Source organism: Achromobacter sp. EB05 (assembly GCF_044232075.1).
Classification (GTDB): Bacteria; Pseudomonadota; Gammaproteobacteria; order Burkholderiales; family Burkholderiaceae_B; genus Achromobacter; species Achromobacter dolens.
Window position 1 is genome coordinate 3,389,660 of sequence record NZ_CP155917.1, and the last position, 22,157, is coordinate 3,411,816.

25 protein-coding genes are annotated in these 22,157 nt (G+C 70.9%); 14 read left to right on the plus strand and 11 right to left on the minus strand.

Annotated elements, in window-relative coordinates:
* Positions 1-38 precede the first annotated feature (38 nt).
* The 4 genes from AAID08_RS15500 to mltG form a co-directional block, all read right to left on the minus strand.
* On the minus strand, positions 39-809 hold the full coding sequence (locus AAID08_RS15500; RefSeq protein ID WP_395756568.1) for a TatD family hydrolase: 771 nt from the start codon (positions 807-809) through the stop codon (positions 39-41).
* Positions 810-885: 76 nt separating this feature from the next.
* Positions 886-1,935, minus strand: a complete 1,050-nt coding sequence (holB, locus tag AAID08_RS15505; protein ID WP_054504443.1) for a DNA polymerase III subunit delta' — start codon at positions 1,933-1,935, stop codon at positions 886-888.
* The gene (tmk, locus tag AAID08_RS15510) at positions 1,932-2,555 is read right to left on the minus strand and encodes a dTMP kinase (protein ID WP_395756569.1); all 624 of its coding nucleotides are present in this window, start codon (positions 2,553-2,555) and stop codon (positions 1,932-1,934) included. The genes holB and tmk overlap by 4 nt, the downstream gene beginning before the upstream one ends.
* Complete coding sequence (gene mltG / locus AAID08_RS15515; RefSeq protein WP_395756570.1) at positions 2,552-3,682, minus strand: endolytic transglycosylase MltG; 1,131 nt, start codon at positions 3,680-3,682, stop codon at positions 2,552-2,554. The genes tmk and mltG overlap by 4 nt, the downstream gene beginning before the upstream one ends.
* Positions 3,683-3,839: 157 nt before the next feature.
* Here mltG and AAID08_RS15520 point away from each other — a divergent pair, with 157 nt between their 5' ends.
* A complete protein-coding gene (locus AAID08_RS15520; RefSeq protein ID WP_395756571.1) occupies positions 3,840-4,838 on the plus strand; it encodes a YgfZ/GcvT domain-containing protein in 999 nt (332 codons plus the stop codon).
* Here AAID08_RS15520 and AAID08_RS15525 read toward each other — a convergent pair.
* Positions 4,828-5,124 (minus strand): hypothetical protein, encoded by a 297-nt coding sequence (locus AAID08_RS15525; protein ID WP_175166969.1) that lies wholly within the window; start codon positions 5,122-5,124, stop codon positions 4,828-4,830. The genes AAID08_RS15520 and AAID08_RS15525 overlap by 11 nt on opposite strands.
* 106 nt (positions 5,125-5,230) lie before the next feature.
* Between AAID08_RS15525 and AAID08_RS15530 the strand changes: the two genes are divergently transcribed.
* Positions 5,231-6,061 carry an AraC family transcriptional regulator gene (locus tag AAID08_RS15530; protein WP_395756572.1) on the plus strand — a complete coding sequence of 277 codons (831 nt, stop codon included), beginning with the start codon at positions 5,231-5,233 and terminating at the stop codon, positions 6,059-6,061.
* A 41-nt stretch (positions 6,062-6,102) separates the two neighbouring features.
* Here AAID08_RS15530 and AAID08_RS15535 read toward each other — a convergent pair whose 3' ends face one another.
* A complete protein-coding gene (locus tag AAID08_RS15535; protein ID WP_175166937.1) occupies positions 6,103-7,620 on the minus strand; it encodes an NYN domain-containing protein in 1,518 nt (505 codons plus the stop codon).
* Positions 7,621-7,727: 107 nt separating this feature from the next.
* Between AAID08_RS15535 and AAID08_RS15540 the strand changes: the two genes are divergently transcribed.
* The 10 genes from AAID08_RS15540 (at position 7,728) to AAID08_RS15585 (ending at position 16,019) form a co-directional block, all read left to right on the plus strand.
* Complete coding sequence (locus tag AAID08_RS15540; RefSeq protein ID WP_175166936.1) at positions 7,728-8,324, plus strand: GNAT family N-acetyltransferase; 597 nt, start codon at positions 7,728-7,730, stop codon at positions 8,322-8,324.
* Positions 8,325-8,601: 277 nt separating this feature from the next.
* On the plus strand, positions 8,602-9,465 hold the full coding sequence (locus AAID08_RS15545) for a motility protein A (protein ID WP_054504437.1): 864 nt from the start codon (positions 8,602-8,604) through the stop codon (positions 9,463-9,465).
* Entirely contained in the window at positions 9,462-10,592 is a 1,131-nt protein-coding gene (locus tag AAID08_RS15550) for an OmpA family protein (protein ID WP_144657624.1), read from the plus strand. The genes AAID08_RS15545 and AAID08_RS15550 overlap by 4 nt, the downstream gene beginning before the upstream one ends.
* A 127-nt stretch (positions 10,593-10,719) precedes the next feature.
* Positions 10,720-11,073: a YciI family protein gene (locus tag AAID08_RS15555; RefSeq protein ID WP_054504435.1), complete on the plus strand. Its 354-nt coding sequence runs from the start codon at positions 10,720-10,722 to the stop codon at positions 11,071-11,073.
* Positions 11,074-11,232: 159 nt separating this feature from the next.
* Positions 11,233-11,646, plus strand: a complete 414-nt coding sequence (locus AAID08_RS15560) for a YciI family protein (RefSeq protein WP_054504434.1) — start codon at positions 11,233-11,235, stop codon at positions 11,644-11,646.
* A 42-nt stretch (positions 11,647-11,688) separates the two neighbouring features.
* Positions 11,689-12,096: a VOC family protein gene (locus AAID08_RS15565; RefSeq protein WP_054504433.1), complete on the plus strand. Its 408-nt coding sequence runs from the start codon at positions 11,689-11,691 to the stop codon at positions 12,094-12,096.
* Complete coding sequence (locus AAID08_RS15570) at positions 12,093-13,385, plus strand: RNA polymerase sigma factor (RefSeq protein WP_395756573.1); 1,293 nt, start codon at positions 12,093-12,095, stop codon at positions 13,383-13,385. Before AAID08_RS15565 ends, AAID08_RS15570 begins: the two co-directional genes overlap by 4 nt.
* Positions 13,386-13,490: 105 nt before the next feature.
* A complete protein-coding gene (locus tag AAID08_RS15575; protein ID WP_395756574.1) occupies positions 13,491-14,381 on the plus strand; it encodes an AraC family ligand binding domain-containing protein in 891 nt (296 codons plus the stop codon).
* Positions 14,382-14,509: 128 nt separating this feature from the next.
* Positions 14,510-15,463 (plus strand): DMT family transporter, encoded by a 954-nt coding sequence (locus AAID08_RS15580; protein WP_064522740.1) that lies wholly within the window; start codon positions 14,510-14,512, stop codon positions 15,461-15,463.
* Between the two features lie 172 nt (positions 15,464-15,635).
* A complete protein-coding gene (locus AAID08_RS15585; protein ID WP_395756575.1) occupies positions 15,636-16,019 on the plus strand; it encodes a c-type cytochrome in 384 nt (127 codons plus the stop codon).
* A 68-nt stretch (positions 16,020-16,087) separates the two neighbouring features.
* Here AAID08_RS15585 and AAID08_RS15590 read toward each other — a convergent pair whose 3' ends face one another.
* On the minus strand, positions 16,088-16,756 hold the full coding sequence (locus AAID08_RS15590; RefSeq protein ID WP_175143774.1) for an HAD family phosphatase: 669 nt from the start codon (positions 16,754-16,756) through the stop codon (positions 16,088-16,090).
* A gap of 84 nt (positions 16,757-16,840) precedes the next feature.
* Positions 16,841-18,049 (minus strand): CynX/NimT family MFS transporter, encoded by a 1,209-nt coding sequence (locus tag AAID08_RS15595; RefSeq protein WP_395756576.1) that lies wholly within the window; start codon positions 18,047-18,049, stop codon positions 16,841-16,843.
* 107 nt (positions 18,050-18,156) lie between these two features.
* Between AAID08_RS15595 and AAID08_RS15600 the strand changes: the two genes are divergently transcribed.
* Positions 18,157-19,059, plus strand: coding sequence for a LysR family transcriptional regulator (locus tag AAID08_RS15600; RefSeq protein WP_175143772.1), 903 nt, complete (start codon positions 18,157-18,159; stop codon positions 19,057-19,059).
* 41 nt (positions 19,060-19,100) lie between these two features.
* Here the strand turns inward: AAID08_RS15600 and AAID08_RS15605 are convergent, their stop codons facing one another.
* From AAID08_RS15605 to AAID08_RS15615, 3 genes are all read right to left on the minus strand, one after another.
* Positions 19,101-19,907: a DUF169 domain-containing protein gene (locus tag AAID08_RS15605; protein WP_064522749.1), complete on the minus strand. Its 807-nt coding sequence runs from the start codon at positions 19,905-19,907 to the stop codon at positions 19,101-19,103.
* Positions 19,908-20,002: 95 nt separating this feature from the next.
* Entirely contained in the window at positions 20,003-20,431 is a 429-nt protein-coding gene (locus tag AAID08_RS15610; protein ID WP_054504427.1) for a GNAT family N-acetyltransferase, read from the minus strand.
* 80 nt (positions 20,432-20,511) lie between these two features.
* A complete protein-coding gene (locus tag AAID08_RS15615) occupies positions 20,512-21,387 on the minus strand; it encodes a LysR family transcriptional regulator (RefSeq protein WP_175166929.1) in 876 nt (291 codons plus the stop codon).
* Between the two features lie 112 nt (positions 21,388-21,499).
* Here AAID08_RS15615 and gstA point away from each other — a divergent pair, with 112 nt between their 5' ends.
* Positions 21,500-22,105, plus strand: coding sequence for a glutathione transferase GstA (gene gstA / locus AAID08_RS15620; RefSeq protein WP_175166928.1), 606 nt, complete (start codon positions 21,500-21,502; stop codon positions 22,103-22,105).
* The last annotated feature ends 52 nt before the right edge of the window (positions 22,106-22,157 follow it).

Below are 22,157 nucleotides of genomic sequence, written 5' to 3' on the forward strand. Positions count from 1 at the left end.
GTAATCCTGATAAATTACTTTAAATAATTGACGTTAGATTATTTCTTTATCTTTTTGAAAAGATTAAAGAAATTTTCCGTTGAAGCTCTTGCCACCTCGGCCACGCTGATGCCCTTCAGGTCCGCGATCTTCTCGGCCACGTGGATCACCCTGGATGGGTCGTTGAGCTTGCCCCGGTACGGCACCGGCGCCAGGTACGGCGAATCGGTCTCGATCAGCAGGCGGTCCAGCGGCACCTTGGCGGCCACCTCGTGCACCACATGCGCGTTCTTGAACGTCACGATGCCGGACAGCGAGATGTGGAAATTCTGGTCGAGCGCGGCCTGGGCCACTTCCCAGGTCTCGGTGAAACAGTGCATCACCCCGCCGACCTCGGCGGCGCGCTCCTCGCGCAGCATCCGCACCGTGTCCTCGGCCGACGAGCGCGTGTGCACGATCAGCGGCAGGCCGGTGTCGCGGGCGGCGCGGATATGACGGCGGAAACGCTCGCGCTGCCAGTCCAGCGGCTCGGACAGGCGGTAGTAGTCCAGTCCGGTCTCGCCGATGGCCACCACCTTCGGGTGGGCCGCCAGGCGCGCCAGCTCCTCGGGCTCGGGGTCGGGCGTGTCCTCGTAGTCGGGGTGCACGCCGACCGAGGCCCACAGGTTCGGCTGCGGCTCGACCAGCGACATCAGGCCCGGCCATTCAGGCATGTTGACGCTGACGACCAGCGCGTGGGTCACCTGGTTGGCGGCCATCCGCTCAAGGATGGCGGGCAGGTCGGCCGCCAGCTCGGGGAAATTCAAATGGCAGTGGGAATCGACGTACATGAGACGGGGATGAGGAAAGGCGCGGCGTCCGGACGACGACCCGGACTGGCCGGATCCGCCGCCGCCCCGCGGCAGGTTACGCCTGGCAGGATAGCACCACGCGCTGCAAGGTCGCGTGGGCGAAAAGCTTGGCATTCAAGGGATGCGTGGCCAGCGCCCGCTGGCGCGTCAGCCAGCGCGCGGCCTCGGCCGCGCGCGCCGTGTTCATGCGCGCGGCGACCTCGGCCACGGCGGCGGCCAGCGCCGGGAAATAACGCACCGGCGCGCCGGCGGCGGCCAGCATCAGGTCGGTATAGAGGCGCTGCAGCGCGTCGATCCACTCGAGCGGCGGGGCCTTTTCCAGGGTTTCGGCCAGGGTGCCGACGTCGGGCGTCTGGCCCTTGGCCAGCGGGCCCACCAATTGGGACAGCCACGGCGGGCAGGCGGTCTCGGCATTCTGCGCCAGGCGCAACGCGGCCAGCGGCGCGCCGCCGGCCGCGGCCAGCCATTCGCGCGCCGGCTCGACATTCTGGTCGCGCAGCCATTGCAAGGCGGTATCGGCATCGGGCGCCGGCAGCGGCAGGCGGCGGCAGCGCGACACCAGCGTCGGCAGCAGCCGGTCGGGCGCGTCGGCCACCAGGAGGAACACGGTATGCGGCGGCGGTTCTTCCAGCACCTTGAGCAAGGCGTTGGATGACACCACGTTCAGCGTGTGCGCGGGGTACAGCAGGGCCACGCGCCAGCCGCCGCGGTGAGTGGCGGTGTTGAACCAGGATTCCAGCGAACGGATCTGGTCGATGCGGATTTCCTTGGACGGCGCTTTCTTGGCCGCGCCCGTGGCCGGCTCGGCCTCTTCCGCGCCCTCGGCGGCGTCGGCGCCCTCCTCGACCGCCACGGCCTCGGGCCGGATGCGGCGCAGGTCGGGATGGTTGCCGCTGGCGAACCAGGCACAGGCGGCGCAATGGCCGCAAGCCAGGCCGTCCTGCGGCGTCTCGCACAGCAGGCTGGCGGCGGCGGCATTGGCGAAATCAAGCTTGCCGATGCCGGCCAGGCCGTGCACCAGCCAGGCGTGGGCGAAGCGCTCGCGGTTGCCGAGCCAGGCCCGCGCCGTCTCCATCTGCCAGGGCAGGAACTGGGGCGCGCTCATGGCCGGGCCGCCACCAGTTGGCGCAGGCCGGCTTCCAGCTCGGCGCGGATCTCGGGAATCGCGCGGGTCGAATCGATCACGTGGATACGGTCGGGCTCGGCCGCGGCGCGCGCCTGGTAGGCCGCGCGCGTGCGTTCGAAGAAGGCGGCCCCTTCGCGTTCGAAGCGGTCGGGCTCGCGGGCGTCGGCCAGGCGCGCGCGCGCCACCGCCAGCGGCACGTCGAACAGCCAGGTGCGGTCCGGACGGCCGGCCTGCATCCAGGTTTCCAGCGAGGCCACGCGCGCCGCCCCCAGGCCGCGGCCGCCGCCCTGGTAGGCGTAGGTGGCGTCGGTGTAGCGGTCGCACACCACCCAGGCGCCGCGCGCCAGGGCCGGCTCGATCACCTGGTGCAGGTGCTCGCAGCGGGCGGCGAACATCAGCAGGGTTTCGGTATCCAGGCCCATCTGGTCGGTCAGCACCAGGGCCCGCAGCTTTTCGCCCAGCGGCGTGCCGCCGGGCTCGCGGGTGGAGACGACCTCCAGGCCCTGGCCGCGCAGGAACTCGGCGATCCACTCGGTATGCGTGCTCTTGCCGGCGCCGTCGACCCCCTCCAGCGTAATGAAGCGTCCGCGTGAGGTCATTGTTCTTGTCCTTGTGCTGGCGCCGGATCGTCGCCCGGCGTGGAAGTGGCTGCCGTCTCGGGCGTCGGCGCGGCGGCGGGCGCGGCGGGCCTGCCCGCAGGCGCCGGGCGGGGCGCCGGCGTCTGGCCCAGGATATAGCGGGAAACGTTGCGGTTGTGCTCGGACAGGTTCACCGAGAACTCGCTGGTGCCATTGCCGCGCGAGACGAAAAACAGGAACTTGTGCTGCTCAGGCTGCACCGCGGCCAGGAGCGCTGCGCGGCCGGCCGCGGCGATCGGCGTGGGCGGCAGGCCCGGGCGCGTGTAGGTGTTCCAGGGCGTGTCGGTCTGCAGGTCGCGCTTGCGGATGCGGCCCTGGTAGGCGTCGCCCATGCCGTAGATGACGGTGGGGTCGGTCTGCAGCAGCATGCCGATCTTCAGGCGGTTGGCAAACACGCCCGCGACCCGGCGGCGATCCGGGCCATGGCCGGTTTCCTTTTCGATGATGGACGCCAGCACCAGCGCTTCATACGGCGTGGACAGCGGCAGGTCGGGCTGGCGCTTGGCCCAGGTGTCGTCGAGGATGCGCTGGCCTTCCTGGTACGCGCGGCGCAGCAGGTCATAGTCGGTGCTGCCCGGCGTGAAGATGTAGGTGTCGGGGAAGAACATGCCCTCCGGATGCTTGATGTCCGAGCCCAGGCGTTCCATCAGGGCCTCGTCGCTGATGTCCCCCAGCGTCTGCTTGACGTCGGGATTCTCGCGCAACGCCTGGCGGATCTGGCGGAAGGTCCAGCCCTCCAGGAAGGTGATCTGGCGCTGGGTCATGTCGCCGCGCGCCATGCGTTGCAGCAGCAGCCAGGGCGTGTCGCCGTTGATGGCCTGGTAGCCGCCGGCCTTGATCAGCTTGTCCTGTTCGGTCAGGCGCGCCATCCAGACGAAACCCGGCTCCCAGACCGGCACGCCGGCTGCGTTCAGCGCGCGCGCGACGGTGCGCGGGCTGCTGCCCGGGTCCACCACGAAATCGATCCTGTCGGCCGACAGGGGAATGGGTCGATGCATCCAATGCCAGGCCGCGCCGACGGTCGCGGCGACGGCCAGCACGATGAGCACGAATGACCACAGGACGTAAAAACGGAGTCGCTTCTTCATAAGTCTGGGAAGTTTAATGGATCGCGCGGACCTGTCGGAGCAAAACGAGGGCCGGAGCGCGTCACGCGCCCCTTTGCCCTGCGCGGGCATCGGCCTGCGGCGATGAGAACACGGCTATCATCAAGCCTTTGATGACGAGTCACGGGCCCACGCAGCCATGCATGCTTTCCATTCTTCGATCCCGGCGCGCGCCGAAGGTTGCGCGCAATTGGCGCCGTTGGACGATTTCGCCGTTTTCAGCGCCAGCGGCGCCGATGCGCTGACCTTCCTGCACGGTCAGTTGACCCAGGACGTCACCGGACTGCCCGCCGACGCCGCCCGCCTGGCCGGCTATTGCACAGCCAAGGGCCGCCTGCTGGCGACCCTGGTGATGTGGCGCGGCGCCGCCCCGGCCGAAGATGCCCCGCAACTGTACGCCCTGGTGCGCCAGGACCTGGCCGCGGCGCTGATCAAGCGCCTGTCCATGTTCGTGCTGCGCGCCAAGGTCAAGCTGGCCCCCGCCGCGCTGCACGTGGCCGGCGTGCAGGCCGACCCGGCGCAACTGCCCGCCCTCGAAGCCGCCGCCGGCGCCCTGCCGCGCACGCCCTGGCAACGCGCCGAGCTGCCTTCCGGCACCTGGATCGCCGCGCCCTCGGCCGGCGCCGTGGCGCGCTGGTGGTGGATCGCGTCCGACGAGCAACTGGCCGCGGCCGCGCCGCTGGCCGCCGTGCTCGGGCAGGCCCCGGCCGCGCAATGGCACGCGGCCGACCTGGCCGCCGGCATTCCCTGGATCACCACGGCGACCCAGGACGTCTTCATTCCGCAGACCGTCAACCTGGACCTGATCCAGGGCGTCAGCTTCACCAAAGGCTGTTATCCGGGCCAGGAAGTGGTGGCGCGCAGCCACTACCGCGGCACCGTCAAGCGCCGCATGGCGTTCGGCACCATCGCCGATGCCGGCGTGGCCGATGCCGGGCTGGCCGGCCAGGACGTGTTCGACGCCACCCAGCCGGGCGAGCCGACCGGCCGCATCGTCGACGCGGCCCGCGGTGACGCCGGCGTGTCGGTGCTGTTCGAGACCACGCTGGCCGCGCTGCCCGAGGGCGACCTGCGGCTGGGCGCGGCCGACGGTCCGCGCATCGCCGCCGCGCCGCTGCCCTATTCCATCACGCCGTAACCTCGCCGCCCGCGGACGCGGCCCCGGCCCCGGCCCCGGCCGCGTCCAGCCAGCGCCGCAGCGCCGGATCGCGCACCTCCAGCACCTCGAACAACCCCAGCGCGCGCAGCGCCGGCAGGGCCTCCCGCATGTCGCGGGCGGCGACCTCGCGCGCGGCCGGCGCCGCCTCGGCATCGCACCATACCCGCGCGTTCAGCAGAAAGGCGCCGACCGTGCCTTTGCGCACGGTCACGCCCCCGAATTGGGCGGCGTCGCGGTCGTCCGGCAATAGGTCCTGTGCTTGCATCATGTTCTCCTGTCGATGAGCAGAGACTCACGATAGTCGCCCTCGCGCGGCAAATCTGCGGTAATTTTGACAATCAATACCGCATTTGTGCCAATCCGGAGCCCCCTTGTCCACGCGCCGCCCCTGCCCGCCCCCCGCACCCGCCGAGGCCGCGCCGCCCCTGATCGCCCCCGACCTGGCCGCCGCGCCCGATGGGCCGCCCCTGCTGGCCGTGCGGCGCCAGGACGCGGCGCTGCGCCACACCGCCACGCACCGGCATGCGCGCGGCCAGTTGTTCGGCGCCTATCGCGGGCTGCTGACGGTGGTGGCGGGCGACCGCCAATGGGTCGCGCCGCCCGCGCACGCGATCTGGATTCCGCCCGACTGCCCGCACGGGCTGCGTTCGCATGGCCCGTACGCGGGCTACAGCGTCTACCTCAGCCCCGCGGCCTGCGCCGACCTGCCGGCGGCGCCCTGCGCCCTGCGGGCGTCGGCGCTGCTGCTGGCGGCGGTCGAGCGCGCCGCCGGCTGGCCGGATGCGGCCTGGGACGCTGTCCGTATCCGCATCGCCGACGTGGTGCGCGACGAGATCCGCACCCTGCCGCGCGCCGGCGATGGCCTGACGCTGCCGCGCGACCCGCGGCTGCAGCGCCTGGCGCTGGCGCTGTCGGACGCGCCGGCCGATACCCGGCCGCTGGCCGCCTGGGCCGACGCGATCGGCATGGCGCCGCGCACGCTGGCGCGCCGCTTCCTGGCCGAGACCGGCCTGTCGCTGGGGGCGTGGCGTCAGCGCGCCCGATTGATGCGGGCGCAGGAAATATTGGCGGCCGGCCGGGGCGTGACGGCCGCCGCGCTGGAATCGGGCTATGACAACGTCAGCGCCTTCATCGCGATGTTCAAGCGGGAATACGGCGTGACGCCCGGCCGCTACGACGGCCGGGGTCCGGTGGGAGATTGAACGGCCGGCGGCATGGCGCCGGCCCGTGCCAACGCGCCGGTTTACTCGGCGTCGGCGACCTTGCGCGGACGGCGTGCGCGCGTGGCGGTCTTGCGCGCCGGCTTGGCCGGGGCGGCGTCGGCCGTGGCGCTATCGGCGGCCGCATTGCCCGGGGTTCCGGCGTCGGGGGCCGGCGTGTCCCGCGGCGTGGCCTTGGCGCGGGCGGGCGCCTCGGCGGCGCCGTCCGCGTGACTGGCTTGCGGCGCCGGCGTCTTGGCCGCCCGCGCGGTCTTGGCCGCGCCACGGCCGCTGCGCGCGCCGCGCCGGCTCTTCGGTTCGGCCGGCGCCTCAGTGGAGGACGGAGGGTCGTCCGTGACGGACAGCGCGGCCGGCTCCGGGGCCGGCACGGGGGCCAGGACGGGCGCCGCTTGCGGCGCCACCGATGCGGTCTCGACTGCGGCCGGCTGGCCAGGTCGCGGCCAGGCCTCGCGATCCTCTCGCTCTACCGGTTCGTCCCCCTCCCGGTCCGCGGGCGCGCCCTGGCGGCCAGACGCCTGGCCCGCGCCCGGGCGGCCGCCCCGCCCGCCCGACGCATTCTTGCGGCCTCCGCGCGCGCCGCGCGCGGGCTTGGCATCGGTTTCGTCGGCCTGAGAACCCGGGGTCACGGCCGCATCGGCCGCGCCCTCGGGCGTCTCGACCGCCGCCGCCATAGCGCGCAGCGCCGGCTTGCCGCCGCTCCTGGCAGGCGTGCCGCCCGCGCTGTCGCGGTACACGTAGGTGCCCGATTTCTCCTCGCGCCCGACGTCCAGGAAGCCGCGCGACTGCGCCTCGTCCAGCAGGTTGCCGAAGGCGCGGAAACCGTAATAGGACTCGTTGAAATCGGGCCGGCGGCGCTTGAGGGCGTCCTTCAGGGCCGAGGCCCAGATCTTGCCGCTGTCGCCGCGCTCGGCCATCAGCGCCTCGAAAGTCTCGACCACCATGTCCACGGCCTGCGTCTTGCGGGCTTCCAGTTCTTCCTTGCGGCGGCGCTCCTCGTCGGGCGAGCGGCGCTGTCCGGCGTTGCCGCCGCCACGGTTGTCGCGGCGGGCGTCGGCGGCGCGCTGGCCTTCGCGGGCCAGGTCGTCATAGAAGATGAATTCGTCGCAATTGGCGATCAGGAGGTCCGAGGTGGATTGCTTGACCCCCACCCCGATCACCTTCTTGTTGTTCTCGCGCAGCTTGGACACCAGCGGCGAGAAGTCGGAATCGCCGCTGATGATGACGAAGGTATTGACGTGCGACTTGGTGTAGCAGAAGTCCAGCGCGTCCACCACCAGCCGGATGTCGGCGGAGTTCTTGCCCGACTGGCGCACGTGCGGGATTTCGATCAGCTCGAAATTGGCCTCGTGCATCGGCGCCTTGAATTCCTTGTAGCGCTCCCAGTCGCAATAGGCCTTCTTGACCACGATGCTGCCCTTGAGCAGCAGGCGCTCCAGCACCGGGCGGATGTCGAACTTCTGGTACTTGGTGTCGCGCACGCCAAGCGCCACGTTCTCGAAGTCGCAAAAAAGCGCCATGCTGACGTTTTCGTTGGCATTCATAAGTGTTTCTCCGTTGCGGCGGTCATCCCGGCCGCCTGGCCGGGGCGATTGGCCGCGATTTGCCGCCCATGATATACATTTCCGTCCGCCCCCTTTCCGCGACCGCGATGCCTGACGACCTTCTCCATCCCCCGTTGAGCACCGAACGCCTGCTGCTGCAACCGTTGTCGCTGGACGACGCGCCCGCCATCCAGCGCATCTTCCCGCAGTGGGACGTGGTGCGCTACCTGGCCGAACAGGTGCCCTGGCCCTACCCCGAGGACGGCGCGCGCACCTATGTGGAACAGGTGGCGCTGCCGGCCATGCGGCGTGGCGCGCAGTGGCATTGGTCGCTGCGCCCGCGCGCCGAGCCTGGCCGCCTGATCGGGCTGATCAGCCTGATGCGCGACGATCCGGGCAACCACCGCGGTTTCTGGCTCGACCCGGACTATCGCGGCCAGGGTTTCATGACCGAGGCGAGCGAGGCGGTCACGGCCTTCTGGTTCGAGGTGTTGGACGAGCCAGTGCTGCGCGCGCCCAAGGCGGCGGCCAACGACGGCTCGCGCCGCCTGTCCGAGCGCACCGGCATGCGGCTGGTGGCCACCGAGGAACGCGGTTTCGTTTCGGGACGGCAGATGGCCGAGATCTGGGAGATCACGCGCGACGAATGGCGGGGGCGGTGCCTGTCGACCACGCCGGACCGCACGGACGGCAGCCCGGCCTGAGCGCAGCCGGCGGCCGCCGGATCTCGCGGCGTTCTTGCCGACGCATTAGGAGGAAGCGACGCCTCCCCCATCCTGGCCCGCCTTGAACCCGTGATCGCGAAATAAATCCGACCCTATTTATTCCGCCAGCGGCCGCGCCCCGGCGCCGGTTCAAGCCGGCGCTTACCGCCCCTTTCGCCCCGTTTTCCGACGGATTGGCCGGCTGCTTGCGTGGCTAGAATTTGCCACCATCCCGCATTCCGTGCACGGGATGCTCCCTCGCAATCGGGCAAGATCCATGAATCCGTCTACCGTCATCGGCGCCGTTGTCGGCCTGCTCACCCTGGTCATCGTCATCGCGCTGGCCGCCACCAACCCCGGCATGTACTTCAACCTGCCGGGACTGGCCATCGTGCTGGGCGGCACCTGCGCCGCGCTGTTCATCGCCTATCCGCTGTCCGAAGTGATGCGGGTCTTCAAGCTGGTCGGCACGGTGTTCCGCCACGACCAGCACGACCAGCAGCGCGACATCGAGGAACTGGTCAACATGGCGCAATTGTGGATGAACACCGACGTCCACAAGGTCGAACAGGAACTCAAGAAAGTCACCAATCCGTTCCTGCGCACCGGCGTGCAACTGATCATCGACAACACCCCCGAAGACCAGATCATCGAACTGCTGCAATGGCGCGTGGCGCGGCTCAAGGCCCGTGAAATGGCCGAGGCGCAGATGTTCCGCGTCATGGCCACGTTCGCGCCGGCCTTCGGCATGCTGGGCACGCTGGTCGGCCTGATCAACCTGATGGCGGTGCTGGGCGACGGCAGCATGACCACCATCGGCCAGCAGTTGGCCATCGGCCTGATGACCACCTTCTACGGCATCCTGCTGGCCAACCTGGTGTGCAAGCCGATCGCGGTCAAGCTCGAGCGCCGCACCGCGCGCCGCGTCGAGTCCATGAACATGGTGCTGCAGGGCATCTCGATGATGTGCGAGAAGCGCGGACCGGCCGTGGTGCGCGAGACCCTGAACTCGTTCGTCATGCACGTCGAGGACGAAATCTACGACGGCGGCGCCTCCGCCGCGCGCGGCAAGACCGAGGGCCAGGTGCCCTCCGCCGCCAAGCCCGTGTCCATCACCCGCCCCGCCGCCGCGCGCCAATGAGCCTGATTTCCCCCTCCCTGGCGCAGCGGATCGAGCAGGCCCGCCAGGCCCAGTTGCGCGCGCAGAAGGCGGCGGCCAACAGCGGCTGGCGCCCCAGCAAGAGCGACCGCAAGGACCGCTACGCCCGCTGGCACGTCGATGAAACGGTTGAAAGCGACGCCGAGAACTGGCTGCTCAGCTACCTGGACCTGATCACGCTGCTGCTGGCCATGCTGGTGGTGATGCTGGCCGTGTCGCGCCTGCATGGCGACTTCCACGAATCCGGCGAGAAGCAGGTCGACATCGTCGGCAGCCTGGCGGCCAAGGGCCTGCCGGCCTACGACGGCGAATACGCCGAATTCGACACGCCCGCGATCCCGGCCAGTTGGGGCGAGCCGGCGGCGCCCGCCGCCACCGCCACCGCCGCCGCAGCCGACGCCACGCCCGACGGCGGCGAGGTGGTTGCGCAGGCCGCCCCGCCCCTGAAGGCCCCGTCCAAGGAGTCGCTGGGCCTGGGCGACCTGGGCAAGTCGGTCGACGTCATCATCAACGAGCAATCGGTCAGCTTCCGCATCAGCAACGAGCTGCTGTTCCCGTCGGGCCAGGCCACGCTCAGTCCGTCGGGCCTGGACGTGATCAAGCGCCTGGCCGCGATCCTGAACAAGAACGAGTACCAGGTGTCGGTCGAAGGCCACAGCGACCCGGTGCCGATCCAGACCCGCCAGTTCGCCTCCAACTGGGAACTGTCCAGCAGCCGCGCCACCAGCGTGCTGCGCGAACTGGTGCGCGACGGCGTGGCCGGCAGCCGCCTGCGCGCCGTGGGCTACGCCGAAACGCGTCCGATCGAGTCCAACGACACGCCGGCCGGCCGCGCCGCCAACCGCCGGGTCGAACTCATCATGGACATCACCGCCCCCGCCAAGCCGGCCCGGGCCGACGCCAAGGGCGCCGACGGCAAGCCGGCGGCCGCCGCCGCGAACGGCAACGCCAAGCCCACGGATGCCAAGACCGCCGACGCCAAGCCGGCCGCGGCCGCGCCGGCGCCCGTGGCCGCCCGCCCCGAAGCCGCTTCCGCCGTCTCCCCGCTGGAAGCCGCGCCGCCCTCGACCCTGACGCCAACCGAGGCCATGGCCGCCACCCAGTCCTGATCGCTCCCGATCCCAACCGGCCCCGGCCGGTTTTTTTTCGCGCCGCGGCGGGGCCGGGCCAGGCCAAACGGCGGTAATCTGGCGGCTGCCGGCCCCGCGCCCGGACCGGCGCCAACAGGAATCCGCCATGCCGTACATGCTGCTCATCGTCGAACCCATCGGCCAGCGCGCCGAGCGCACGCCCGAACAGGGGCGCGACGCCTACGCGCAGATGCTGCGCTACGCCGAAGGCCTGCAGGCGCGCGGCCTGCTGGCGCGCGCCGAATCCCTCAAGTCCGACCAGGAAGGCGTGCGCCTGCGGGTACGCGACGGCCAGCGCACGCTGGTCGACGGCCCGTTCGCGGAGGCCAAGGAAATGATCGGCGGCTTCTTCCTGCTCAATTGCGACGATCGCGAACAGGCGCTGGCGCTGGCCGCCGAATGCCCGGCGGCGCAGTGGGCCACGGTCGAGGTGCGCGAACTCGGGCCCTGTTTCATGTAGCGCCGGGTCATCGCCGCGGGCGATGACGAGGACGGACCCGGATAGGTGTTTACCCTGATTCGCCCAATTCCCTGTCGATTCGCGCGCGTCCCATGCGTCGTGCCAGTACCGACCCAGCCGCGCCGTGCGGCCGGGCCCATCGATACCAGGAGATTCCCGATGCGATTCATGATCATCGTCCGCGCCAACGCCGACAGCGAATCCGGCAGGCTGCCCGAAGCCAGCCTGCTCGACGCCATGGCGACCTACCATGAAGGCCTGGCCAAGGCCGGCGTGCTGCTCGACGCCAGCGGCCTGCAGCCGTCGTCCAAGGGCTGGCGGGTGCACTACGACGCGCAGGGACAGCGCAAGGTCATCGACGGCCCGTTCGCCGACACCAAGGAACTGATCGCCGGCTACACGGTGATCCAGGCCCGCTCGCGCGAAGAAGCCCTGCAATGGACGCTGCGCTTTCCCGACCCCTTCCCCGGCCAGCCCTGCGAAATCGAAGTGCGGCAGATGTATGAGCTGGAAGACTTCGGCCCCGGCCAGGAAATCGATCGCTTCCGCGACCTGCCCGGCAACGGCCAGTGAACCGCTCCATCCCTGTCAACGACGCCCGCCGCGAGACCCATCATGCACAAGCAGATCTTCGTCAACCTTCCCATCGCCGACATGGCGAAATCGCAGGCCTTCTTCAGGAGCCTGGGGTTCAGCTTCAATCCGCAATTCACCAATGACCAGGGCGCCTGCATGGTCGTCAGCGACAACATCTATGTCATGCTGCTGGTGAAGGATTTCTTCCAGGGTTTCACCAACAAGCCCGTCGTCGACGCCAAGGGCGGCACCGAAGCCCTGATCGCGCTGTCCTGCGAAAGCCGCGCCGAGGTCGACGACCTGGTCGCGCGCGCCAAGGCGGCCGGCGGCACGGCGCCGCGCCCGCCGCAGGACCACGGGTTCATGTACGGACACGGCTTCGATGACCTGGATGGCCACATCTGGGAAGTGTTCTACATGGAACCCGGCGCGACGCCGCAGGCATGACCGCCCCGGCCGGATCGGCGGCAACCCACCGCGCCATCGAGGCCGTCTGGCGCATCGAGGCCGCCAGCGTCATTGCCGGCGTCGCGCGCCTGGTGCGCGATGTCGGCCTGGCCGAGGAACTGGCCCAGGACGCGCTGGTGGCCGCGCTGGAGCGCTGGCCGGCCACCGGCGTGCCGGACAACCCGGGAGCCTGGCTCATGACCACCGCCAAGAACCGCGCTCGCGACCGCTTGCGGCTGGACGCCATCCACCGCCGCAAGCACGAGCAGATCGGCCACGAACTGGAGGCGCTGCAGGCCGACGTCGAGCCCGATTTCGTCGAGGCGCTGGACGCCGCGCGCCAGGACGACATCGGCGACGACCTGCTGCGCCTGGTGTTCACCGCCTGCCATCCGCTGCTCTCGACCGAGGCGCGCGTGGCGCTGACGCTCAGGCTGCTGGGCGGGCTGTCCACCGCCGAGATCGCGCGCGCCTTCCTGGCCTCGGAGTCCACCATCGCCCAGCGCATCGTGCGGGCCAAGCGCAGCCTGTCGGCGGCGCGCGTGCCTTTCGAAGTGCCCGGGCCGCGGGAACGGACGCAGCGGCTGGCCTCGGTGCTGGAAGTGATCTACCTCATCTTCAACGAAGGCTACGCCGCCACCTCGGGCGAGGACTGGATGCGGCCGGCGCTGTGCGACGAAGCGCTGCGGCTGGGCCGCATCCTGGCCGAATTGACGCCCGGCGACAGCGAGGTGCATGGGCTGGTGGCGCTGATGGAACTGCAGGCCTCGCGGCTGCCTGCCCGCAGCGACGCCCAGGGCCGGCCCGTGCTGCTGCTGGAGCAGGACCGCGGCCGCTGGGACACCCTGCTGATCCGCCGCGGCCTGGCCGCGCTGGAACGCGCCGAAAGCCTGGGCGGGGCCAGCGGGCCGTATGCGCTGCAGGCAGGGCTGGCGGCCTGCCACGCGCGTGCGCGCCGGCCGGAAGAGACCGACTGGCCGCGCATCGTGGCGCTGTACGACGCGCTGGCGCAGGCCATGCCGTCGCCGGTGGTGGAACTGAACCGCGCCGTCGCCGTGGGGATGGCCTTCGGCCCGCAGGCCGGGCTGGACCTGGCCGACGAACTGGCGCGCGATCCGGCGCTGGCCAACTACCACTGGCTGCCCAGCGTGCGCGGCGACCTGCTGGCCAGGCTCGGGCGCCACGCCGAGGCGCGCACGGAATTCGAACGCGCCGCCGCCATGACGCGCAACGCGCGTGAACGCGAGATGCTGCTGGCCCGGGCGCGGGGGCTGCCGGCGGCGGACTGAGCGCCGCCGCGCCCCTCCCCCATCCCGACGGCCGCGCGCCGCGCCCGCCCGGCAGGCTTCCCACGCCACCGGACACGCCGGCGCCGGACGTGCTTAAATCCCGCCATGGCTTCCCTCCTGCCCTCCGCCGGCGGCCTGCCCGCCGCCTCCGACGCGCGCCCCGAGCCGCCGCTCGCGGGGGTGCCGCAGGCCTTCGACCATCCCTACGACCGCGCCGAATTCCGCCGCCCGGCGCACCGCCCCGGCATCGAGCTGTACCGCGCCCACATCATTCGCCACGCCTTCGAGCCGCACACCCACGAGGCCTATGGCCTGGGCGCCATCGAAACCGGCGTGGAACGCTTCCGCTACCGCGGCGCCGAACATCTGGCGCCGCCCGGCTCGGTGGTGCTGATGAACCCGGACGAACTGCACACCGGCCGCGCCGAGACCGCGGGCGGCTGGCGCTATCGCATGGCCTATATCGACCCGGACGTGGTCGCCGAAGTGGCCGGCGAGGCCGGCTGGTGGTTCGATTGCGCGGTGGGCCATGACGCCGCCAGCGCGCAGCGCGTCACCGCCCTGCTCGACGCCCTGTGGGGGGCGCGCGAACCCCTGGCGTTCGATAGCGCGCTGCACGCGTTGCTGGCCAAGTTCCGGCGCCATGCGCGCGTGCCGGCGCCGCCGCGGCCCGAAGGCGCGCCGCGCTTCGCGCCGGTCATCGACTATCTGCGCGCCAATCTGGCGCGCCGCCTGACGCTGGAGGAGCTGGCCGCCGTGGCCGGCCTCAGTCCATTCCATTTCCTGCGCAGCTTCCAGGCCCAGTACCACGCCACGCCGCAGCAGACGCTGATGGCGCTGCGCCTGTTCGAGGCCAAGCGCCTGCTGGCCGCCGGCGAGCCTCCCGCCCAGGCCGCGCTGGCCGCCGGCCTGACCGACCAGGCCCACCTGACCCGCGCCTTCACCCGCCGCTACGGCGTCACGCCCGCCCGCTACCAGAGGCAGGTGCGCGCCTGAGCCGCCCGGCGCCGGGCCGCGAATCGGCTGCCGCGCCGGGCTGGCGGCCCGCAGCAATCTGGTACAAGACCGGCCGCGCCAGCCGCCGCTAGACTGCCCCGTCTATCAAATACCCGTTGGGAATCTTCATGTGGGCAGGAACCTTGTACGCGCTGGCGGCCGGATTGATGTGGGGGCTGGTGTTCGTCGGCCCGTTGCTGCTGCCGGAATACCCCGCCGCCCTGCAATCGGTGGCGCGCTATCTGGCTTTCGGCCTGATCGCCATCCCGCTGGCCTGGCTCGACCGCAAGGCGCTGCGCCAGCTCAGCCGCGCCGACTGGATCGAGGCCCTGAAGCTGGCCGCCATCGGCAACCTGCTGTACTACCTGTGCCTGGCCAGCGCCATCCAGCGCGCCGGCGGCCCGGTGCCCACCATGATCATCGGCACGCTGCCAGTGGTGATCGCCATCTGCGCCAACCTGCGCAACGCGCGCCGCGACGGCCGCCTGCCCTGGAAGCGGCTGGCGCCCCCGCTGGCGCTGATCGCGCTGGGCATCGCCTGCGTCAACCAGGTCGAATTGCAGGCGCTGCGCCAGGAGGCCGACGCCGACCTGTCGCGCTACGCCATCGGCGCCGTGCTGGCGCTGTGCGCGGTGGCGTGCTGGACCTGGTATCCGCTGCGCAACGCCGATTGGCTGCGCGACCATCCGGGCCGCAGTCCGCGCACCTGGGCCACCGCCCAGGGCGTGGCCACCCTGCCGCTGGCGCTGGCCGGCTACGGCCTGCTGTGGGGCGGCATGGCCGCCACCGGCAGCGGTTTCGACATGCCGCTGGGGCCGCGCCCGCAGGTGTTCCTGGGTCTGATGATCATCATCGGCCTGTTCGCCTCGTGGCTGGGCACGCTGTGCTGGAACGAAGCCAGCCAGCGCCTGCCGACCGCGCTGGCCGGGCAGTTGATCGTGTTCGAGACGCTGGCGGCGCTGGCCTACGCCTTCATCCTGCGCGGCAGCATGCCGCAGCCGTTGACGCTGGCCGGCATCGCCCTGCTGATGATCGGCGTGCTCAGCGCGGTGCGGGTCAAGCCCGAGCCGCTGCCCGCTTAGACGGCGTCGGCGCTCAAGCGCGCGACGGCAAGCGGACAAGGCCGCCAGGCCCTGGAATGCGAGGCGCTTTTTTCGCGCGATCCAGGACCTGGATGCCATCACCCGGCTCGGGACCATGGCCTGGCGCCGCCAGGTCGGCCGAGCGGGACGCCGATCGATACCACACGCCTTCATGAAAACAACAACGATTGCCCTGGCCGCGCTGGGATTTTCCGCGCTGGTTCAAACTTCGCCTTCCCATGCCGAGAACATCAACGGCAGGAATCTGTTCCAGCAGCGCTGCGCCATGTGCCATGGCGCGGACATCAAGGGAACCGGGCCGCTGGCCAGGAAAAGCAACCCGCCCACCCCGGATCTGACCACCGCCGCCTTCAGGAAGCGGCTGATCGACTATCCGGGCGTCATCGTGTCCTCGGTGATCCTGCGTCCCAACGACGACCTGATTCCCAGGACCTTGCGCGAAAACGGCGTGAAGGTGCCGCCGCACGCCTGGACGGTCAAGGATTTCCGCGACCTGAACGAATACATGACCGGCGTGATAGCCAAGAGCCGCTGACGCATGGCCCGCCGCCCTCGCCGACGCGCGCCGGTGGCAATGCCATGGCGGCGCGCGCACGACCGCGGCTAGATGATCTCCGACAGCCGCCGCAGGTCGTCGATCACCTCGAACGCGCCTTCGTCCAGCAGGCGCTTGCGCTGGTCCGGCCCGTTGTGCGAGGCGCCGATGTAGCCCACCGCGCGCATGCGCGCGGCGCGGGCGGCGCGCACGCCGGGCACGCTGTCCTCGACCACCACGCACTCCAGGATCGCGGTGCGCATCTGCCGCGCGGCGAACAGGAACACGTCCGGCGCCGGCTTGCCATGCGCCACCTGCGCGGTGCTGAATACGTTGGGCGCGAATTCCTCCCACAGCCCGACCAGCTTGAGCGCCGCCTCCAGCTTGGGCGGCGTGCTGCTGGAGGCCACGCAATACGCCATGCCGCGCTGGCGCAGGGCGGCCAGGGTCTCGCGCACCCCGGGCAACGCGCGCAGCTCCTGGCGGAAGGTGTCCTGCAGCCGATCTGCGTACTGGCGCGCAAAATCCGCCGGCAAGGCGCGCGCGTTCTCGTCCTGCAGAGTCTGCCACATATCGGCGTCGGGAATGCCGGCGAATCGCCGCGCCGCTTCCTGCGGCGTGATGGCGATGCCGTGTTCGGCCAGCGCGCGCGACTGGGCGCGGGCCGCGATGATTTCGCTATCGATCAGGACGCCATCGCAATCGAAGATGACCAGGCGCGGGGCGGGCGTAGGCATGGGGACTCCAGCGGGAACAATGCCCCATGATAGGCCGTTCGCATGACAGCCGCCGCATCGGCGCGCCGCGGCCGGATCCCGTGCCTACAAGCGGGCGCCGTGCAGCCGCCGCAGGCGCCAGGCGATGGCCACGCCGCCCAGCGCCGCCGCCGCCACCACCAGCGAGGCCTGCGCCCAGCCATAGCGGTCGATCACCCCGCCCACCGTCACCGGCCCGATCACCTGCCCCAGGTTGCTGCCCATCATCACCAGGCCCACCGTGGCCGCCGTCAGCGCGGGCCGCGGCGCCACCCGCGGCGCGGTGCCCAGCAGCGTCGCCGGGATCAGGCCGCCCACGGCCGAGAACAGCACGCACAGCAGGAAGGTCGGCATCGCCGGGAACACCGAGCGGAAAATCAGCAGCGCCACCCCGCCCATCGCCACGCTGGCGCAGGCGATCAGGGTCGAGCGCCGCCAGCCGCGCGACAACAGCACGCCGGCGCCCAGGTTGCCGATGATGTTGGCGGCGCTGGCGGCCGCGCTGTACAGCCCGGCGGTGGCCAGCGGCAGGCCGAGCTTGTCCATCAGCAGCACCGGCAGGAAGGTGAACAGCGCGAAGAACATCAGGCTGTAGAGCGTGAACGAAGCCGCCAGCAGCATCGGGCCGGCCGCGCCCAGCGTATCGGTTGTGTCCTGCCGCAGCCCGCGCCAGGACAGGCCGGCGCCGGCGGGCGTGGGCGGCGCCAGCGCGGCGACGCAGGCCAGCGCGATCACGGCGGCCGCGCCGGCGCACCACCAGTAGGCATGCCAGTCGCCGAAGGCCTGCGAGGCCAGCATCGCGATCGCCATGCCCGCCGGCATGTAGCAGCTCCACAGCGCGAAAGCCAGGTCGCGGCTGGCGGGCAGCACCAGGCGCTGCAAGGCCGCCGGCCCTGCCACCGTGATCAGGAGGAAACCCAGGCCCTCGACCACGCGCGAGGCCAGCAGCGCGCCATAACCTGGCGCCAGCGCGCCCACCGCCGTGCCCGCCGCGACCGTCGCCAGGCCCGACAGCAGCATGCGGCGCGCGCCGAAACGCGCGATCACGCCGCCCGCCGCGATGCCGCCCAGCACGCCCAGGATCGAGAACACCGCCGTCAGCGTGCCGATCGACGCCAGGTCCAGCCCCAGGTCGCGCCGCAGCAAGGGCGCCGCGATGATCACCTTGCCGACCTGCAACGACGCCACCACGCCGGCGCCCACGATCGCCAGCACCGCCCCCCAACGGGTCGCCGCCGGCTGGCCGGCCCGCGCCGCGCCTTCCACCTTGTCCATCCCTGCCTCTCCTCGCTTGCAATGCCGCCAGCATGCCGGCCGGAACCGATTCTGATAAGTGATAATCTTTTGATGGAACCGATCTTGAAAATAGATCAGGACGCACGATGATAGACGCCCTCACCCTGGACCAGCTACGCGTGTTCGCGGCCGTGGCCGACACCGGCAGTTTCCGCGCCGCCGCCAGGCAGCTCGCGCGGGTGCAGTCGGCGGTCAGCCACGCCATCGCCAACATGGAAACGCAGTTGGGCGTGAAGCTGTTCGACCGGGGCGGCCACCGCCCTGTCATGACGCCGGAAGGCCAGGCGCTGCTGGCCAATGCGCGCGACATCCTGCTGCGGGTCGACGCCATGCGGGCCCGCGCCCAGGGATTGGGCGAAGGAGTCGAGCTGGAACTGTCGCTGGTGGTGGACACCCTGTATCCGATCGCCCAGGTCGGCGCCGCGCTGAACCGCCTGCGGGCGGCCTATCCGTCGGTCGCCACGCGCGTCGCGGTGCTGCCGTTGGGCGGACCGATCGCCGCGCTGCTCGATGGCAGCCACCAGTTGGGCATCATCGCCGGCGAACATTTCCGCCATCCGCGCATCGCCATGCAGGCGTTGTCGTCGGTACAGATGGTGGCGGTGGTCGGCGCCAACCATCCCCTGGCCGCGCGCGTGGCCGACGGCGCGGCGCTGACCGCGCCCGACCTGGCCGATCACCTGCAGGTGGTGCAGATCGATCCGTCCACGCTCAGCGCCGGCCGCGACTTCGCGGTGCTGTCGCCGCAGACCTGCCGCGTCAGCGGCCAGGACACCAAACATGCGCTGATCCTGGCAGGCCTTGGCTGGGGCCGCCTGCCGCTGTGGCTGGTCGAGCGCGACCTGGCCGAAGGCCGGCTGCTGCGCCTGCCCACCGGCAGCCTCGGGCGCGGCAGCCAGGTGGCCACGGAGGTCTACCTGGCGCACCGCATCGACCAGCCGCTGGGCCCGGCGGCGCGCACGCTGGCGGCGGCGCTGGCCGGGGACTGAACAGCCCCGCCCATCCCAGGCCCATCCCAGGCCCGCCCGTCTCAGCCGCGCGGCGGCTGCGCGTAGCTCACGCCCATGCCGGCGCGCACGTCGTTCTGGATGCCGTATGGCGGGATGGGATAACGCAGGCCATTGGCCGACAGCGCCTTCATCCCTTCGATCGCCAGGGGCAGGTAGCGCGGCGGCAGCGCCATCAGCATTTCCTCGTCCGGCACGCCGCCGTAGCGGCGCTCGGCATAACAGGGCAAGGACAGGCTGGGCTCGCCGGTGGCCAGCGCCCGCCCCCACGAATCGGCACAGGCGGTCTCGCCCACCACGCTCCAGTCGAAGCGCCGGTAGTTTTTCCATTGCAGGCCATTGATCAGGATGATCATCTGCCCGGGCGTCGCATAGATCAGGCAGATGTCGGGCGGATCGAGCCGGCCCGAGGCCAGCGGCGACACCACCATCGCCCGGTACCTGCCCGCCGGCACGCAGGACAGGGCCTCCTGGCGCGCGCGGGCGTCGGCCTCGGTGGCGTGCCACACGCCGACGTACTCCTTGCCGCTGCGCCAGGCCTCGTCCTGCGGCCCCAGGCCGATCACCGCGCGGCACTGCGCGCCGACCAGGTCGTCGCCGGTGATGCCAACGGTCCAGCCCAGCCGCGCCGCCATGCCGACGATCTGGTCGGTGGTATGGGTGGCCCTGGGCCGGCGCAGCCCCTTCACGCCCGCCAGCGCCGCCTCGTCCTCGTACAGCTTCATGCCGATGACCGTGGTCTTGAGCCGCAGCAGGCGGTTCAGGTCGTCGACCAGCGCCGCCCAGTCGCGCGGCGCATCCTGCGTGGTCACTTGGGTTGTCTCTTCCATGCCCGTCCTTTGGACTTGTCGTTGGAACGGGCAAGACTACACGAGCGCGGCGCGCGCGCGCCAACCCTGTGTGGCCGCAACCGCGCCGCCCGCGCTCAGGGGCGGCAGGACTTCATCAGGTACTTCGGCGATTCCTCATAGCCCTGGCGGTAATAGAAGCGGTGCGCGTCAGTGCGCCGCTGGTGGCAGTGCACCTCGATGCGGTCACAGCCGCGCGCCCGCGCCAGCGCCTCGGCCGCCTCTTCCAGCGCCCGGCCGACCCCGCTGCCGCGCGCCGCGTCGCTGACACAGAAATAGGTGATGCGGCAGAAGTCCCCCGGCAGCGCCAGTTGCACCATGAAGTGCAGGCCGATGAAGCCCAGCAGCCGGTCGCCGTCCTCGGCCACCAGCAGCTCGGCGTCGCGGTGCCCCAGCAGGCGTTCGATCTTCCCGGGCAGGAAAGCCGCGGTGCCCGGATAGCCCAGTTGGGCCAGCAATTCGACGATATCGGCGCTGTCGCCGGCTTCTGCGTTGCGGATGATCATGTCGCCTCGGCCAAAAACCGCGATCGTAGGCCGCCCCGATGTCGCCACGATGACGGCGCGCAACGGCCCGCGCCCGGCCCTCAGGCCTTGCTGTCATCCTGCCGCAACATCTCAAACAAGGCCAGCACCGCCGGCGCGCTGGCGGCCTGCGGCGACGCCGCCAGCGCGAAACGCCGCCGCACCGGCGTGGCCAGGGGCAGCACCCGCAGGCCCCGGCGGTTCTCGGGCAGCGTCAGTTCGGGCACCAGGGCCACGCCGACGTTATCGCGCACCAGCGCGTAGGCACTGGACCATTCCATGACCGTGGCGCGCACGTCGGCCAGCGCCAGGCCGGCATCCGCCGCGACGCTGGCCGCGTGCACGCTGCAACCTCCCGTGGCCAGCACGAACGGCTGCGCCGCCAGTTGCGCCAGCGTCACCGACGCGCCGCGCGCCAGCGGATGCGAGGCCGGCAGCACCGCCACCCAGTCGTCCTCGCCCAGCGGACAGGCGCCGCGCCGCGCGGGCGGATTGAGCACCACGCCCACGTCCACGGTGCCGGCGGCCAGCAAGGTCTCGATCTCGCTGTCGCTGGCTTCCAACGGCACCACCTCGACGGCGGGATGCAACTGCCGGAAGCGTCGCAGCACCGGCGGCAGGATGGTCGAGAACACCATCGGAAAGCTGGCCAGCCGCAGGACGCCGCCGGCTACGCCGGCGCTTTCGCGCGCCAGCGCCTGGATGCGGCCCAGCGAGGCCAGCATGGCGCGGGCCTCATGCGCCACCCGCAGTCCCAGCGCGGTCGGCACGCTCTGGCGCCGCTCGCGCGTGAACAGGGGCGCGCCCAGATGATGTTCAAGCTGGGCGATGGCCTGGCTCGCGCCCGACTGCGTCATGCCCACCTGCCGCGCGGCATGGGTGATATTGCCGGCGTCCACCACCGCCAGCAGCAGCCGCCAATGGATCAGATTCATCATGGAAGTAGCTCAACTTATTCCTTGTTTCTGAAGAAGTAATTTTACGAATACTCCAGGCCGAGCGATCCTGGGTGTCCTTTCCCCCAGATCGGGCCACCCCCGAAACGATTCCATGAAGCTCTACTACGCCCCCGGCACCTGCTCGCTGTCGCCCCACATCCTGCTGCGCGAACTGGACCTGCGATTCGACTTGATCCGCGTCGATAACCGCGCCAAGCGCACCGCGGACGGCCGCGATTTCCTGGCCATCAACCCCAAGGGCTACGTTGCCGCGCTGGAGGTCGAGGGGGGTGAGGTGCTGACTGAAGGCCCCGCCATCAGCCTGTACCTGGCCGACCTGCGTCCCAATTCCGGCCTGGTCCCGCCCGCCGGCAGTTGGGCCCGCAACCGGCTGCATGAATGGCTGAATTTCATCTCCGCGGAGATCCACGGCGGATTCGGCCCGCTGTTCAATCGCGACCTGCCCGAGGCTGCGCGCACGTGGTGGCAGGCGCGGCTGGAAAAACGCCTCGATTACGTGGCCTCCGCGCTGCACGCGCGGCACGCCCTGGTGCAGGACCGCTATGGCGTGGCCGATATCTACCTGTACGCGGTGCTGTGCTGGGCGCCGCAACTCGGCGTGGACCTGACACGCTGGCCTGCCCTGGTGCAATTCCAGCGCCGCATCGAATCCCGCCCCGCCGTGCAGGCCGCGTTGGCGGCCGAAGCGCAGGGTTGAGCCGCACGCGGCCAACGCATTATCGACACCGATGGCCGCGCTTGCGGCGCAA

Coding starts and splice junctions, on each gene's coding strand:
- AAID08_RS15560 (WP_054504434.1), top strand. CDS start 11,233: ATGCGATTCATGATCATCGTCCGCGCCAACGCCGACAGCGAATCCGGC.
- AAID08_RS15535 (WP_175166937.1), bottom strand. CDS start 7,620: ATGAATGCCAACGAAAACGTCAGCATGGCGCTTTTTTGCGACTTCGAG.
- gstA (WP_175166928.1), top strand. CDS start 21,500: ATGAAGCTCTACTACGCCCCCGGCACCTGCTCGCTGTCGCCCCACATC.
- mltG (WP_395756570.1), bottom strand. CDS start 3,682: ATGAAGAAGCGACTCCGTTTTTACGTCCTGTGGTCATTCGTGCTCATC.
- AAID08_RS15585 (WP_395756575.1), top strand. CDS start 15,636: ATGAAAACAACAACGATTGCCCTGGCCGCGCTGGGATTTTCCGCGCTG.
- AAID08_RS15565 (WP_054504433.1), top strand. CDS start 11,689: ATGCACAAGCAGATCTTCGTCAACCTTCCCATCGCCGACATGGCGAAA.
- AAID08_RS15525 (WP_175166969.1), bottom strand. CDS start 5,124: ATGCAAGCACAGGACCTATTGCCGGACGACCGCGACGCCGCCCAATTC.
- AAID08_RS15600 (WP_175143772.1), top strand. CDS start 18,157: ATGATAGACGCCCTCACCCTGGACCAGCTACGCGTGTTCGCGGCCGTG.
- holB (WP_054504443.1), bottom strand. CDS start 1,935: ATGAGCGCGCCCCAGTTCCTGCCCTGGCAGATGGAGACGGCGCGGGCC.
- AAID08_RS15540 (WP_175166936.1), top strand. CDS start 7,728: ATGCCTGACGACCTTCTCCATCCCCCGTTGAGCACCGAACGCCTGCTG.
- AAID08_RS15500 (WP_395756568.1), bottom strand. CDS start 809: ATGTACGTCGATTCCCACTGCCATTTGAATTTCCCCGAGCTGGCGGCC.
- AAID08_RS15615 (WP_175166929.1), bottom strand. CDS start 21,387: ATGATGAATCTGATCCATTGGCGGCTGCTGCTGGCGGTGGTGGACGCC.
- AAID08_RS15595 (WP_395756576.1), bottom strand. CDS start 18,049: ATGGACAAGGTGGAAGGCGCGGCGCGGGCCGGCCAGCCGGCGGCGACC.
- AAID08_RS15580 (WP_064522740.1), top strand. CDS start 14,510: ATGTGGGCAGGAACCTTGTACGCGCTGGCGGCCGGATTGATGTGGGGG.
- AAID08_RS15520 (WP_395756571.1), top strand. CDS start 3,840: ATGCATGCTTTCCATTCTTCGATCCCGGCGCGCGCCGAAGGTTGCGCG.
- AAID08_RS15610 (WP_054504427.1), bottom strand. CDS start 20,431: ATGATCATCCGCAACGCAGAAGCCGGCGACAGCGCCGATATCGTCGAA.
- AAID08_RS15590 (WP_175143774.1), bottom strand. CDS start 16,756: ATGCCTACGCCCGCCCCGCGCCTGGTCATCTTCGATTGCGATGGCGTC.
- AAID08_RS15545 (WP_054504437.1), top strand. CDS start 8,602: ATGAATCCGTCTACCGTCATCGGCGCCGTTGTCGGCCTGCTCACCCTG.
- AAID08_RS15570 (WP_395756573.1), top strand. CDS start 12,093: ATGACCGCCCCGGCCGGATCGGCGGCAACCCACCGCGCCATCGAGGCC.
- AAID08_RS15605 (WP_064522749.1), bottom strand. CDS start 19,907: ATGGAAGAGACAACCCAAGTGACCACGCAGGATGCGCCGCGCGACTGG.
- AAID08_RS15555 (WP_054504435.1), top strand. CDS start 10,720: ATGCCGTACATGCTGCTCATCGTCGAACCCATCGGCCAGCGCGCCGAG.
- tmk (WP_395756569.1), bottom strand. CDS start 2,555: ATGACCTCACGCGGACGCTTCATTACGCTGGAGGGGGTCGACGGCGCC.
- AAID08_RS15575 (WP_395756574.1), top strand. CDS start 13,491: ATGGCTTCCCTCCTGCCCTCCGCCGGCGGCCTGCCCGCCGCCTCCGAC.
- AAID08_RS15550 (WP_144657624.1), top strand. CDS start 9,462: ATGAGCCTGATTTCCCCCTCCCTGGCGCAGCGGATCGAGCAGGCCCGC.